Annotated in this window: 13 protein-coding genes; 6 read left to right on the forward strand and 7 right to left on the reverse strand. The window is 43.0% G+C overall.

Annotated elements, in window-relative coordinates; genetic code table 11:
- Nucleotides 1–80: 80 nt before the first annotated feature.
- The 4 genes from BM331_RS06935 to coxB form a co-directional block, all read right to left on the reverse strand.
- Nucleotides 81–926, reverse strand: a complete 846-nt coding sequence (locus BM331_RS06935; RefSeq protein WP_074928335.1) for a cytochrome c oxidase subunit 3 — start codon at nt 924–926, stop codon at nt 81–83.
- Between the two features lie 193 nt (nt 927–1,119).
- Nucleotides 1,120–1,638, reverse strand: a complete 519-nt coding sequence (locus BM331_RS06940) for a cytochrome c oxidase assembly protein (protein WP_074928337.1) — start codon at nt 1,636–1,638, stop codon at nt 1,120–1,122.
- 135 nt (nt 1,639–1,773) lie between these two features.
- Complete coding sequence (gene ctaD, locus BM331_RS06945; RefSeq protein ID WP_074928339.1) at nt 1,774–3,351, reverse strand: cytochrome c oxidase subunit I; 1,578 nt, start codon at nt 3,349–3,351, stop codon at nt 1,774–1,776.
- Between the two features lie 58 nt (nt 3,352–3,409).
- Complete coding sequence (gene coxB / locus BM331_RS06950; protein WP_074928340.1) at nt 3,410–4,252, reverse strand: cytochrome c oxidase subunit II; 843 nt, start codon at nt 4,250–4,252, stop codon at nt 3,410–3,412.
- A gap of 491 nt (nt 4,253–4,743) precedes the next feature.
- On the opposite strand from coxB, the gene BM331_RS06955 reads away from it, so the two are divergent.
- From BM331_RS06955 to rfbD, 6 genes are all read left to right on the forward strand, one after another.
- The gene (locus tag BM331_RS06955; RefSeq protein ID WP_074928342.1) at nt 4,744–5,439 is read left to right on the forward strand and encodes a Bax inhibitor-1/YccA family protein; all 696 of its coding nucleotides are present in this window, start codon (nt 4,744–4,746) and stop codon (nt 5,437–5,439) included.
- 231 nt (nt 5,440–5,670) lie between these two features.
- Nucleotides 5,671–5,880, forward strand: coding sequence for a heavy-metal-associated domain-containing protein (locus tag BM331_RS06960; RefSeq protein ID WP_074928344.1), 210 nt, complete (start codon nt 5,671–5,673; stop codon nt 5,878–5,880).
- 130 nt (nt 5,881–6,010) lie between these two features.
- The gene (locus BM331_RS06965; protein ID WP_074928479.1) at nt 6,011–6,979 is read left to right on the forward strand and encodes an acetyl-CoA carboxylase carboxyltransferase subunit alpha; all 969 of its coding nucleotides are present in this window, start codon (nt 6,011–6,013) and stop codon (nt 6,977–6,979) included.
- Complete coding sequence (gene tilS / locus BM331_RS06970) at nt 6,948–8,327, forward strand: tRNA lysidine(34) synthetase TilS (RefSeq protein WP_074928346.1); 1,380 nt, start codon at nt 6,948–6,950, stop codon at nt 8,325–8,327. Before BM331_RS06965 ends, tilS begins: the two co-directional genes overlap by 32 nt.
- A gap of 3 nt (nt 8,328–8,330) precedes the next feature.
- On the forward strand, nt 8,331–9,392 hold the full coding sequence (gene rfbB / locus BM331_RS06975) for a dTDP-glucose 4,6-dehydratase (protein ID WP_074928348.1): 1,062 nt from the start codon (nt 8,331–8,333) through the stop codon (nt 9,390–9,392).
- Nucleotides 9,389–10,285: a dTDP-4-dehydrorhamnose reductase gene (gene rfbD / locus BM331_RS06980; protein ID WP_074928350.1), complete on the forward strand. Its 897-nt coding sequence runs from the start codon at nt 9,389–9,391 to the stop codon at nt 10,283–10,285. Before rfbB ends, rfbD begins: the two co-directional genes overlap by 4 nt.
- Nucleotides 10,286–10,294: 9 nt before the next feature.
- On the opposite strand, the gene BM331_RS06985 is transcribed toward rfbD, so the two are convergent.
- The 3 genes from BM331_RS06985 to BM331_RS06995 all read right to left on the reverse strand — a co-directional run bounded on the left by BM331_RS06985 (nt 10,295) and on the right by BM331_RS06995 (nt 12,973).
- Nucleotides 10,295–11,248: a S49 family peptidase gene (locus tag BM331_RS06985; RefSeq protein ID WP_074928352.1), complete on the reverse strand. Its 954-nt coding sequence runs from the start codon at nt 11,246–11,248 to the stop codon at nt 10,295–10,297.
- A gap of 27 nt (nt 11,249–11,275) precedes the next feature.
- Nucleotides 11,276–11,938, reverse strand: a complete 663-nt coding sequence (locus BM331_RS06990; protein WP_074928354.1) for a YiaD family glycine zipper/OmpA-like lipoprotein — start codon at nt 11,936–11,938, stop codon at nt 11,276–11,278.
- Between the two features lie 198 nt (nt 11,939–12,136).
- Nucleotides 12,137–12,973 carry an SH3 domain-containing protein gene (locus tag BM331_RS06995; protein WP_256214845.1) on the reverse strand — a complete coding sequence of 279 codons (837 nt, stop codon included), beginning with the start codon at nt 12,971–12,973 and terminating at the stop codon, nt 12,137–12,139.
- Between the last annotated feature and the right edge of the window lie 298 nt (nt 12,974–13,271).

Genomic DNA, 13,271 nt, shown 5'->3' on the forward strand with positions numbered 1-13,271 from the left:
ACAACCATATAAACTTTTTAAGGTTCGATTCTCTTTATCTGACAGAATCGAACCTTTTCTCCGTTATTTACTTCTTCGTGTTACAGTAAATAGACAAATATAAACAATGCCAACCAGACAACGTCAACGAAGTGCCAGTACCAAGCTACCCCTTCAAATCCAAAATGGTGTTCCGGCGTAAAATGGCCATTTAAACTTCTGAAGAAGATCGCGATCAACATAATTGTGCCAACCGTCACGTGGAATCCATGGAATCCCGTTAACATGAAGAAAGTTGATCCATATGCACCACTGGTCATCTTGAGATTCAGGTCAGCATATGCATGTCCATATTCATATATCTGGAAACCAAGGAACGTGATACCCAATGCTATAGTCGCAAATAACCACAGCTTTAAAGCACCGCGGTCATTCTTTTTTAATGCCCAATGTGCAAGAGTGATGGTAATACCAGAAGTCAGCAACAGTGTCGTATTGATGGCAGGGATTCCCCAAGCTCCCATAGGAGTAAATTTTTCATCAAATCCTGGGCCGGCTGTTGGCCATACCCCAGAAAAATCGGGCCAGAGCAGCTCTTGTTCGGAACCAGCAAGCCAAGGTATTGAAAGAACACGCATATAAAACAGCGCACCAAAAAATGATGCAAAGAACATAACTTCGGAGAAAATAAACCATCCCATACTCCATCTGAAGGATTTATCTTCTTGAACCTTATACTTGCCTGCTTCACTTTCAAGAGCAACTTCTCGAAACCAACCATAAATCAGGAAGGCGAGTATAGCCAACCCAGTGAGCAGCATGCCATATCCAAGAGGCAATTTACTCATAGTAAACGCCGCTCCAAACGCCATGAAAAAGAGAGCCGTTGTTCCTACGATCGGCCACTTGGATGGAGAGGGCACATAATAACCCGTTCCTTGACTCATATAATCTTCCTCCTCGTTATTAAACTTAACCTGCTACAAGCCCAACTATTGATAATTAATTCAAAATAAAACTGCATGATGCTATGCAAAGTTACTGATTATTGCTGATCTTGGTATAAATAAAGCCAGACAACTTCTGTAACTTGAAATAGAAGAGTACCCTTAATAATACTTTTATCTGTGCACTCCCTGTTTAATTCGCTTTAACTTTGAAAAAGGTATATGAAATTGTTGCGGTATGAATATCGTCAGGCATTTCTGGATCTATCAAAAATCTGACTGGCAATTGCCTGGTCTCCTTACCACGGAGTTCTTGCTGTGAAAAACAAAAACATTCAACTTTTTTCAAATATCTTTCAAGGTTTTTGGGGCTGTAACTTGGAATGGCCTGCCCAATTTGGGGCTCTTCAGATTCGTTACTGATTTCATACATAACTTCTGTAAGTTTACCAGGATGTAAACGAATATGAGATTGCAGTGGCTTAAATTTCCAGGGAAGTCCACGTATATTTGCATCTAATTGTAAATTGATCTCCCTCGTAATATCTACTTTGATCTTTTTAGATACTGTGTCCGGACGTTCTAGCTCGTATATACCGGTTACTTCACAGAATTTCTTGTATATAGGTACAAGTGCGTAACCAAAACCAAACATAACCACACTAAAAATAAGTAACTTTTTTAATATATCTATGTTATTGGCCTTGGTCACGTCTTGTTTTATTCCTATTTAAATACAGCTGTTACTATAAAAACTACTATTACCAAGATGACTAGAATTGATGCAGTACGTAATTTTCTGCGTTGTAATTCTGTATCCTTATTTTCAGCCATTGCTTATACCTGCTTATTTAACGACAGGTGGTGTTTCAAAGCTATGGTAAGGGGCCGGTGAGGGCAAATGTGTCCATTCCAGAGTATGTGCTCCTTCCCATGTTTTATCTTTAGCTTTTTCTCCACCACGCACACATTTAACAACAATGTATACAAACAGTAGCTGTGTCAATCCGAATCCAAATGCACCGATACTGGAAATCATGTTGAAGTCAGCAAACTGGAGTGCGTAGTCCGGGATTCTACGAGGCATTCCAGCTAATCCAAGGAAATGCTGAACAAAGAATGCTACGTTAAAGAAAATCATTGACAGCCAGAAATGCCATTTGCCTAATGTTTCGTTGTACATATGGCCGGTCCATTTAGGTAACCAGTAGTATGCGCCTGAAAATAATGCAAATAATGCCCCAGAAACTAACACGTAATGGAAGTGTGCAATAACATAGTATGTATCTTGTACTTGCACATCGATCGGGACTATTGCGCAAACAACACCGCTAAATCCACCAATAACAAACAGAACGATAAACCCTATTGAAAACAACATCGGTGTTTCAAAGGTCAAAGAGCCTCGCCACATGGTTGCGGTCCAGTTAAAGACCTTAACGCCGGTTGGTACAGCAATCAACATCGTTGCGTACATGAAAAACAGTTGTCCAGTAACAGGCATACCTACGGTAAACATATGATGTGCCCATACAAAGCAAGATAACAATGCAATTGCGGCAATCGCATAAACCATTGATGTATAACCAAACAAAGGCTTACGTGAAAATGTTGTAATAACCTCGGAAACCACACCAAACGCCGGTAATATCATGATGTATACCTCTGGGTGTCCGAAGAACCAGAAGATGTGCTGAAACATAACCGGATCACCGCCGCCAGCAGCATTGAAGAAGCTTGTACCAAAGTTACGATCTGTAAGTACCATTGTCACAGCCCCAGCTAATACCGGCATTACCAATACAAGCAGGTATGCAGTAATTAACCAGCTCCACACGAACATTGGCATCTTCATCAATGTCATGCCTGGTGCACGCATATTCAAGATGGTCGTAATGATGTTGATAGAACCCATAATTGAAGACATTCCAAAGACATGAACTGCGAACAACATCATGTCTGTTCCCATACCACCTTGTGTGGATAGTGGTGGGTAGAATGTCCAGCCACCGGCTGCAGCCCCGCCGGGTACAAAAAATGAAGTTATTAATAACAATGCTGCAATCGGCAATAACCAGAAGCTCCAGTTATTCAGACGAGCAAACGCCATATCTGGAGCACCTATCATTAATGGTATCTGCCAATTCGCAAATCCCACCCATGCTGGCATTACGGCACCAAATACCATAATCAGGCCATGCAATGTGGTAAATGAATTAAATACTTCTGGTTCCAATATCTGAATACCAGGCATAAAAAGTTCTGCTCTGATACCCATGGCCAGAAAACCACCCACGAACAACATAGCCAGACTGAAACACAAATAAAGTGTTCCGATATCTTTATGGTTGGTAGTGGTTAACCAACGCATTATACCGGTCGGATGATCATGTGTATGGCCATGTACGTCTTGTATTACCGCCATTATCTTCTCCTTTTTTAATCTAATTGATCTATATCCCGACTAACCATATCTGGATATATCAGTTTTTACTCGCCCCATTTTTAACGAGCGCTGTATTCACAACTGCAGCTGATGCGGCCTTTTGTCTCTCCACAACCCACCGACTGTATTTTTCCTGTTCCATTACCTCTACGACTACTGGCATAAATCCATGTTCTTTGCCGCAAAGCTCTGCACACTGGCCGCGATAGATACCCGGTTTTTCGACTTTAAACCATGCATCACGAATAAATCCAGGTATAGCGTCTTGTTTTACGCCAAGTGCAGGTACCCACCAAGCATGAATGACATCATTGGCTGTCATGAGTACTCTAATTTTCTTTCCAGTCGGTACTACCACACGATTATCCACTTCCAGCAAATAATTTTCCCCCTTAGGTGCCTGATTACGGATCTGATCCTGGGAAGTAGCTAATTGACTGTAAAAACTGATTCCCTCACCTTCTCCTTGAATGTAGTCATATCCCCACATCCACTGATACCCGGTAGCCTTGATAGTAATGTCTGCTTCGCTCGTATCTTTCATCGCAATAATTGTTTTGGTTGCTGGCCATGATATTGCGATTAAGATCAATACAGGGATAACTGTCCATATCAGCTCAACGATCGTGCTGTGATGAAAATTTGCTGCTTTATAGCCAACCGATTTACGGTGCTTAACAATGGAATAACCCATCACACCGAATACACCAATAAATATTACCAGGCAGATCCATAGAGCCATTATGTGCTGATCATATATCTCCTGTGCAATCGGAGTCTGTGGTTCAGGCAGGTTATACTTGCTCGATATCGCCAACCCTGAATAAGAACCAAGAACTACAAAATTTGATAGCAACGCCATCAACTTACTACCCTTCATATCTTACCCCCCACATTAATTACCAAATCAATTTCAGCAGCTCGCCTGTGATCCTGCAATGTTTCTCCACGCCTCACAAAATTAGCTGCTCATGAGAATATTTGCCTAGCCGTTCAACCGGATCAACAAACAGAAGCAGGAGCCGGATGACGATTTTTTGGGGCAATCTTAGCATTCGGACGCTGCTTGCACAAGAAGGAAGATGCATGATTTTTATAGAAAAAATATCCTTGTTAGTATCATGGATATTGTTCTTTTTATCTTCTTGTACTCAAATGCCTTTTGCTGCCTTGGGATATTTTTTATTTTGTCATTTTATACAGAGCCTGTTCACCAGAAAATATAGGGAATTTGATAAATAATTCACCAAAACCTTTGTATCAAAGTGGATATGTGTGATGGCTTAAAAATCGAATTGCAACTTTTGTCTCCTCAAGGTAGCCTAAGTTGCTTACATTTATTTATTTAATTTTTGAGGGGAAATAAAGGATATGCAATCTGATTCCAAATATGCGGCTCCTGTATTAGGGGCATTAAGTCCAAGTATACGTAACAAGGTATTGAGAAATACTTATTTGATGCTTGCATTAACCATGATTCCAACCATAGCTGGCTCGGCTATCGGTATTAATACGGACTTTTCATTCTTGGCACAATCCCCAATTATGGGTTCACTTATAATGCTGGCCGTAATGGTTGGTTTAATGTTTGCTGTCAGTGCTACACGCAACAGCATTGGGGGCGTAATTCTTCTTTTCTTGTTTACCTTTGTTGCTGGGTGGTGGTTAGGCCCCCTGCTTCAGTACGCTCTGCAGTTTAACAATGGTACCCAGCTGATTGGTTTTGCTGCTGCAGGAACCGGTATCATCTTTTTTACATTAGCAAGTGTAGCGACGGTAACTCGCAAGGATTTCGGATTCCTTGGTAATTTTTTGCTGACCGGACTGATATTAGTTATTTTAGCTTCTCTAGTTAATTTGTTTCTGGCAATCCCGGCGATTTCACTGATCATTTCAGCTGCAGCAATACTGGTTTTCTCGGGATTTATCCTGTTTGATGTAAGCCGGATTGTAAATGGCGGTGAAACCAACTACGTTATGGCGACACTGGGTATTTATCTCAGTCTGTATAATTTATTTATAAGTCTGATACAGTTATTGCTTGCATTACTTGGTGAAAGAGACTGAAGTTAATCACTTGATGAAAAATAATAAACTGTCTTCATTAATTCCTGAAGAGTTATTTGTTGAGAGGATAAGGTTTGTGTCCGCATGCGCCCTAAAATAACCTATCAAGAGTTACCTAGGGGCGCATGTGATCTTAATTTAGCCGTATCAGCACTCATCAGTTCAATACTGTTAAAAATTCTGGCAAGTAAGAACTTTGCTCATTTTATCTTTTAGTAAGAGGAATTTTTTATGCTAACGACTATTGTTCATATCAAGGGAATGACTTGTGGAGGATGCGTCAGCAGTGTCAAGACTGTATTAGAAAAGATTCCCGGGGTAAGCAATGTTGAGGTATCTCTTAATGATGGACAAGCAATCGTTCAGCACGATGGCTCACGCGAAGATATAATTTTTTGCCAGGCAATAGAAGGCGCTGGATTTGAAGTGATCAGACAGTAACTGTCATAATAATAAAGGTAATTGGCTTTCGGTGCTGCATGCCCGTTCGGTTCTTTTAGACATCAATGGGTGGTATAGGTTAATCCTGTATCATCGCGCTTTTTCACTTCTTTCAACCTTATCAATCTGCATGAAAAACGTCTTTCTAGACTTTGAAAAAGGCATTGAGGAATTTGAGGCAAAAATAGAGCAATTGCGCTTTGCCCAGGATAATTCTGCATTGGACATCTCGGCTGAAATCACCCGCTTACAAGCAAAAAGCCAAGGGTTGACCAAAAGTGTTTATGCAAAACTGACACCTTGGCAGATTTCACAAGTGGCACGCCATCCTCTACGTCCGTCTACGCTTGATTACATAAAACATTTGTTTACGGATTTTGAAGAACTGCATGGCGATAGAAATTTTGCGGATGACCGGGCTATTGTTGGTGGACTGGCGCACTTTAATGGCCAGACTGTTATGCTGATCGGGCACCAGAAAGGACACGACACCAAGGAAAAAATTTATCGTAATTTTGGTATGCCCAAGCCGGAGGGATATCGCAAAGCACTCCGGCTCATGCGTCTTGCAGAGAAATTCTCGATTCCATTGATTACCTTTGTCGATACACCAGGCGCCTATCCAGGTATAGATGCCGAAGAGCGCGGGCAATCTGAGGCCATTGGTAAAAATCTTTATGTTATGGCAGGACTGAGAATCCCTATTATTTGTATTATTATCGGCGAAGGTGGATCAGGGGGGGCATTGGCTATTGCTGTGGGTGATACCAGTCTAATGTTGCAATATTCAGTCTATTCAGTAATCTCGCCGGAAGGATGTGCCTCTATTTTATGGAAAAGCGCAGATAAGGCATCCGATGCAGCTGAGATACTGGGTATTACTGCCGACCGACTCAAAGAAATGGCTCTAATCGATGCCGTCATTCCCGAGCCTGTTGGTGGTGCACACCGTGACTACCCGGCTGTGATGCAATCTGTCAGACAGGCATTGCAAGAATCACTACGGAAATTGCAGGATATTCCCTTGGAAACATTACTGCAGAAACGCCTTGATCGGCTGCTTGGATATGGTAGATTCAAAATTAACAAACCCGACTGATGATATAACCAGCTGTTTTTTCCATAACCTGAATGCACAAATCCGACCTGGTGATTGTCTGGCAGTTGCTCTGAGTGGAGGTGTGGATTCTGTGGTGTTGCTACACCTGCTTATAAAGTTTTCCAAATCAATGCAACTGGATATGTCCGCAATTCATGTTGAACATGGTATCAGCACATATTCAGGTCAATGGAGCGCTTTCTGCCAAACACTTTGCGACAGTGTCGCTATTCCCTTATCAATCCATCGATTAAAGATCAGCAGGCAGCCACAAGAAAGCCTGGAAGCGGTTGCTAGAGAGGCCCGTTATCAAATATTCAGGCAAATTCAGGCAGATTATGTCTTGTTGGCGCAACATCAGGATGATCAGGTTGAGACATTGATGTTGCAATTATTGCGCGGTGCGGGCGTTAAAGGACTCAGTGCTATGCCGACAGTCAGATTATTTGAATCAGGCAAAGTCATCAAATTACTCAGACCCTTACTCAACATTCCGCGCTCAGAAATCATGAAATATGCAAAGTTGCATGGTTTGTCATGGGTAACTGATGAAAGCAATCTGGATATTTCTTATGACCGTAATTATTTACGGCACCGGATTTTACCCTTAATAGAACAGCGCTACCCCTCCTATCGCAAAATATTGTCCCGATCTGTCCGACATCTTGGTGAAGCAGCCCATTTACTGGATGAACTGGCAAAAATAGACGCTAAAAATACTATGATTGCAGATAAATTGAGCTTGCGAGGGTTGCGTGAGCTCGATCTCTCCCGTGCCAGAAATTTGCTGCGTTATTTGTTAGCACAGCAAATGGTGCGGTTGCCAAGTTCCGCAAAACTGGAAGAGATTTTACGTCAGCTGTACAACATACAAACTGATTCCCATTTTCGGTTCAAGGTAGATACTTTGGAAATTCGCTGCTACCGTGGGCTAATCGAATTTCTGCCTGCTGATTTCTTGTCAGAATCAATATCACCTGTTGTCTGGCAAGGCGAGCAACGTTTGGCTATTGAATCATTAAAAAGTGTACTTGAATTTACTTGGCAAGACGATGCGGGAATTGATCTAGCCAAATTGGATCAGCAGATCGTTACAATCCGTTCAAGATCCGGTGGAGAACGATTTCAGCCAGATTGTAAGCGTCCTCGTCGCAACCTGAAAAAAATTCTGCAGGAAGCCTCCCTTCCTCCGTGGAAGCGCGACATATTACCGTTACTCTTCTGCGGAGATCAGCTTGTCTGGGTAGCTGGAATCGGTATCGACTGTAACTTTCAGGCACCAATGGGAGGAGCTGGGCTGGTTGTAACATGGCGCTCCGATCAGACCAATCAATCTTCAATTCACTGATATATGTCAACAATCTTGATCACCGGCGGCGCCGGCTTTATAGGAATAAATTTCATACTGGATTGGGTCAAGAGTACGGATGAAAATATTGTTAATCTTGACAAATTAACCTACGCCGGGAATTTGCATAATCTTGTTTCACTCACCGATAATCCTCAACATATTTTTGTGCATGGGGATATCTGCGATAGCGAGAGAATATCCATTCTCCTTGAACGCTACCAACCTCGTGCCATTATTCACATGGCAGCAGAAAGCCATGTGGATCGATCTATCCATGGCCCCGAAGATTTTATTCAGACCAACATCACTGGCACATTCCAGTTGCTGGAAGCAGCTCGTCATTACTGGGGAAATTTATCTGTCTCACGCAAGGAAAATTTCCGATTCCTTCATGTTTCTACAGATGAGGTTTTCGGCACATTAGCTAAGGATGCTCCCACATTTACTGAAAATCACTGCTTCCAACCTAACAGCCCTTATTCAGCCAGCAAGGCCTCCAGTGACTGCCTTGTCCGTGCCTACCACCATACTTATGGCCTGCCGGTACTGACTACACATTGTTCCAACAACTATGGGGCATATCAGTTTCCTGAGAAACTGATTCCTCTGATAATCGTTAATGCTCTAGCAGGCAAACCGCTGCCTGTTTATGGGGATGGCCAGCAGATCCGCGACTGGCTTTATGTAAATGATCACTGCCAGGCTATTCGTGTTGTTCTGGAAAAAGGACAACCAGGGGAAACCTACAATATTGGAGGCTGGAATGAAAAAAGTAATCTTGAAATCATACACACCATTTGCGACGTACTTCAGCAATTTCAACAAAGAGATTATCGCGCACTGATTACTCATGTGGCTGATCGCCCCGGCCACGATCGTCGCTATGCGATCAACGCACATAAAATCGAACGAGAACTTGGCTGGAAGCCGCTGGAAACATTTGAGACTGGTATCCGTAAAACTATTCAATGGTATCTGGAAAATCATGACTGGGTTGCAGAAGTACAATCGGGCGACTACCGGCAATGGGTTGAAATTAACTATACCGGGCGATCACAGTGAAAATACTGCTCTTTGGTAAAAATGGCCAGGTCGGTTGGGAGCTACAGCGTAGCCTGGCTCCGTTGGGCAAATTGATTGCACTGGATCGACGGGATTTGCACTATTGCGGCGATCTGACAGATCTGGCAGGAATGACACATACACTGCGGGCTATTCGCCCTGACGTTATCGTCAATGCAGCAGCGTATACCGCAGTTGATCAGGCAGAAAATGAGCCAGAACTAGCTTTTCGCATCAATACCGAGGCTCCTGAATTACTAGCGCAACTGGCTGAACAAATTGGTGCCTGGCTGATTCATTATTCTACCGATTATGTATTCGATGGCAGTAGTAAGCGCCCATGGTTGGAAACAGATCCAACTTTACCCGTTAATATTTATGGCCAGAGTAAATTACGGGGTGAAGAATCAATCCGGAAATCAAACTGCAAGCACCTGATTTTGCGCACCAGTTGGGTCTACGCAGCTCGCGGAAATAATTTCATAAGAACCATTTTGCGACTCGCGCAAGAAAAAGAGCAGCTGACAATTATTGATGACCAGATCGGAGCGCCTACGGGTGCGGAACTACTGGCTGATGTAACAGCTCAGGCCATTCCACAATTACTGAGGTGTCCTGAAAAATCAGGTATCTATCATGTTACGGCTAATGGAGAAGTTTCCTGGTGCAGCTACGCACAATTTTTGCTGAACTTTGCTGGTGAACACAATCTTCCAGTCAAGGTTCGCCCAAGTGCAGTCATTCCGATTCACAGTAAGGCTTTTGTAACATCTGCCAAACGCCCTTTAAATTCGCGTTTGAATACAGATAAGTTGCGCAATACTTTCAATCTCTATCTTCCACACTGGCAAACCGGAGTGACTCGTATGCTAAGTGAAATTTACTTACAATAAAACCAGGATTCAGCGGATAAGCCATGAAAATCTGGTATCCGTCAGTAAATCTGTTGCGACCCGGCCAAACCGCTTGGCGAAGCGTTCTGTAATTCCTTCCTGAACAGTATAATCAACGACACGTTCTGCCTGAATCACTTCGCGAGCAACATAATCCGCGCTGCCCAAGGCATCGGCCAGACCCAGTTCTATGCTTTTGGCTCCTGTCCAGACCATGCCGCTAAAAATTTCAGGGTTGTCTTTCAAGCGATCCCCTCTACCATCCTGAACAACTTGAATAAATTGCTGATGAATTTCCGCCAACATTTTCTTGGCGCGTTCTCTCTGTCCAGGGTCGGAAGGTGAAAAAGGATCAAGAAACCCCTTGTTTTCTCCAGCTGTCAACAAGCGACGTTCTATCCCCAATTTTTCAAGCGTCCCGGTAAATCCGAATCCATCCATAAGTACGCCAATTGATCCTATAATACTGGCCTTATCTACGAAAATCTTGTCCGCTGCAACAGCGATGTAATAACCTCCAGACGCGCAAATATCTTCAACTACAGCGTATAAGGGAATATCAGGATGCTGTGTACGCAACCGATGAATTTCATCGTTAATAGAGCCAGCCTGAACCGGGCTGCCACCAGGGCTATTAATCCGTAATATCACAGCAGCTGTATTTTTATCTTCAAATGCTTTCTTCAGTCCGGTATTAATATTTACTGCGCTGTTTACACCATCCGAAGTAATTTCACCGCGCAAATCAACCAGTGCAGTGTGCTTGCCAAAACCACCTGTTGCTTCGGTATCCAACCAACCTAACCCCCAAAAAAGTAGCGTAAATAAATAAGAAAAGGTTAGCAAGCGGAAAAAAATACTCCAGTTGCGTGCTTTTTTCTGCTCCTTCAGAGAGGAAAACACCAAATCTCGCAGTGTTTCTCTCTCCCATTTTTCCTTATTGGTATTTTCTGTGTCAGCCATAAATATTAGTCATTCGCCTCGGTCAATTTATTGAACTGATCCGCCCTGTGTTTCCGAAACATAGATCTCTACCCTGCGATTTCTTGCTCGACCTGCGACAGTATCATTTGAAGCAACCGGTTGATACGAGCCGCGGCCATCAATCTGGATTCTCTGAAATGGGACGCCACGACCTGCCAGGTATTCACGTGTACTAGCCGCACGATTTACGGATAGAGGGTTGTTAACAGCATCGCTACCGGTATTGTCGGTGTGCCCGACAATCGTTACGTGAGTGCTGGGATTATTTAACAAGCTGGTTGCAAAACTGTCTAAAATTGGACGAAAACCTGGTTTGATCTGGGCACTCCCTGTATCAAATGAAATATCACTGGGGATATTTAACATCAGTCGGTTATCCGCTGTTTGCGACACCATTACACCTGTACCGGCAGTGGCGTTTTCCATCTGAATTTTTTGCTCTTCCATTCTTTTCGACCACAGATAACCGGCGCCAGCTCCTAATGCAGCACCAGCACCAGCACCAATCGCGGCACCTTTCCCCCCCCCGGCCAATGCTCCTATTGCTGCGCCTGTGCCTGCGCCAAGCAATGCACCCGTGCCGGACCCCCGCTGGGTTGCGGTCATGTCGGCACATCCAGAAATAATAAATCCAGCCAATGATGCTGTTATTACTATTGTTTTATACATGAGCCCACCTCTCTTTTTGAAAGAATATCTGACTGTACTGTAACAGAAGTAATTAGAAAAATAATTAACAATCATTTTTTCTTTAGGCCTGATTATTTGAACCGGAATTACTAAAGCAAAGTCACCGATTCGAGGCTCTCATCATCTATTATCCAGAGTGGTACTGTTCAAATAAAAAATCTGTATTTGGAGAGATATCTATTTTTCAAAATTCCGATCATTGATCTGTATATCCACTGATAGACTCCGAATCCAGCCGGACAGATTATCTTTAGTTTGTACATGAAGCCAGTTACCGTGGTAGGCAGTGGCGGTTAAAGGTGTGTTTTTTTTCAGCAGGCCGATCACCTTGGAGTGGCTGTCTGGATCTGCTCGCAGACTGCCAGCCTGGACGACAAGCAAGAGAATTGGAGCGCGAAAAGGTAATGCAGCATCTTGTGACTCCAGATTTCTTCTTGTCGAACTAGTTATAGCATCAATAAATTCACCAGATTGGGCTGCGTGATTCATTGCGTTGCTGTAATCTTTTTGTTTATAGGCTCCCATCGCCGCATCCAGCAAGCGCTGTGCCAGGAATTGGAAAGCGACATCAGCTTCACTTAACCCGGTTTGTTTAAGTACAGCCATGGCCACCTCCACTTCAGCTATTTTTGAGGCAGTTTCTGGTTGTGTCGCCAGTCTGTGCAGCTTGTTCTTGGCACGACTGATTTCACTGGCTGTTTCCTGCAAAGCCTGCGCCTGATCCAGCTCGCGGGCGCTTAGATTCCTGATGAGCTCGTTTCTTTCTGCAAGCGTCTGTTTCAAAAAAACAATTTCATCCTGATACAATCGGTGACAGGGTAATTTTTCCGGGATCGGAATAATTTCTATTTTCTCTGTTTTTTCTGCATTTGCAGATTTAAGATCAATAGATTGTCTTGATACAAAAGGTTTTTGCTGCGAATGAGATGCACACCCTCCCAGCCCCGATCCCACGGATATCAGAATTAATACAGTTAGTAATTGTTTGTCTTGGGAATGACAAAACCTTGGCATCTTTGCTTGATCTCTTTAAATTGATAGATAACGAAAAGCGCTGATGAATCCACTTACCTGAATCGGCTATCTGAAGTTAAACTTTAGCGAGAAAATAGAAAATATTTCTAACTCGAGTTAGGGCAAGTTTCTCGATCACTTTAAGCGAAGAAATGGAATCACTTGACCGAGACCATTTCCTGACACATAGGGATACATAGCGATTTCAATAGTTTGACATAAATATTATTTGTATAAAGTTTGCCGTGTTTTTTCAGGTGACATATCAATTTTTATCATCATTCTAATTTTTAACCAC

Source organism: Nitrosomonas eutropha (assembly GCF_900116685.1).
GTDB classification, from domain to species: domain Bacteria; phylum Pseudomonadota; class Gammaproteobacteria; order Burkholderiales; family Nitrosomonadaceae; genus Nitrosomonas; species Nitrosomonas eutropha_A.

Excerpts from the sequence above, each read along its gene's own strand:
- BM331_RS06965 (WP_074928479.1), top strand. The coding sequence starts at position 6,011 with ATGAAAAACGTCTTTCTAGACTTTGAAAAAGGCATTGAGGAATTTGAG.
- rfbB (WP_074928348.1), top strand. The coding sequence starts at position 8,331 with ATGTCAACAATCTTGATCACCGGCGGCGCCGGCTTTATAGGAATAAAT.
- BM331_RS06935 (WP_074928335.1), bottom strand. The coding sequence starts at position 926 with ATGAGTCAAGGAACGGGTTATTATGTGCCCTCTCCATCCAAGTGGCCG.
- BM331_RS06990 (WP_074928354.1), bottom strand. The coding sequence starts at position 11,938 with ATGTATAAAACAATAGTAATAACAGCATCATTGGCTGGATTTATTATT.
- ctaD (WP_074928339.1), bottom strand. The coding sequence starts at position 3,351 with ATGGCGGTAATACAAGACGTACATGGCCATACACATGATCATCCGACC.
- BM331_RS06985 (WP_074928352.1), bottom strand. The coding sequence starts at position 11,248 with ATGGCTGACACAGAAAATACCAATAAGGAAAAATGGGAGAGAGAAACA.
- BM331_RS06960 (WP_074928344.1), top strand. The coding sequence starts at position 5,671 with ATGCTAACGACTATTGTTCATATCAAGGGAATGACTTGTGGAGGATGC.
- BM331_RS06995 (WP_256214845.1), bottom strand. The coding sequence starts at position 12,973 with ATGCCAAGGTTTTGTCATTCCCAAGACAAACAATTACTAACTGTATTA.
- coxB (WP_074928340.1), bottom strand. The coding sequence starts at position 4,252 with ATGAAGGGTAGTAAGTTGATGGCGTTGCTATCAAATTTTGTAGTTCTT.
- BM331_RS06955 (WP_074928342.1), top strand. The coding sequence starts at position 4,744 with ATGCAATCTGATTCCAAATATGCGGCTCCTGTATTAGGGGCATTAAGT.
- tilS (WP_074928346.1), top strand. The coding sequence starts at position 6,948 with ATGGTAGATTCAAAATTAACAAACCCGACTGATGATATAACCAGCTGT.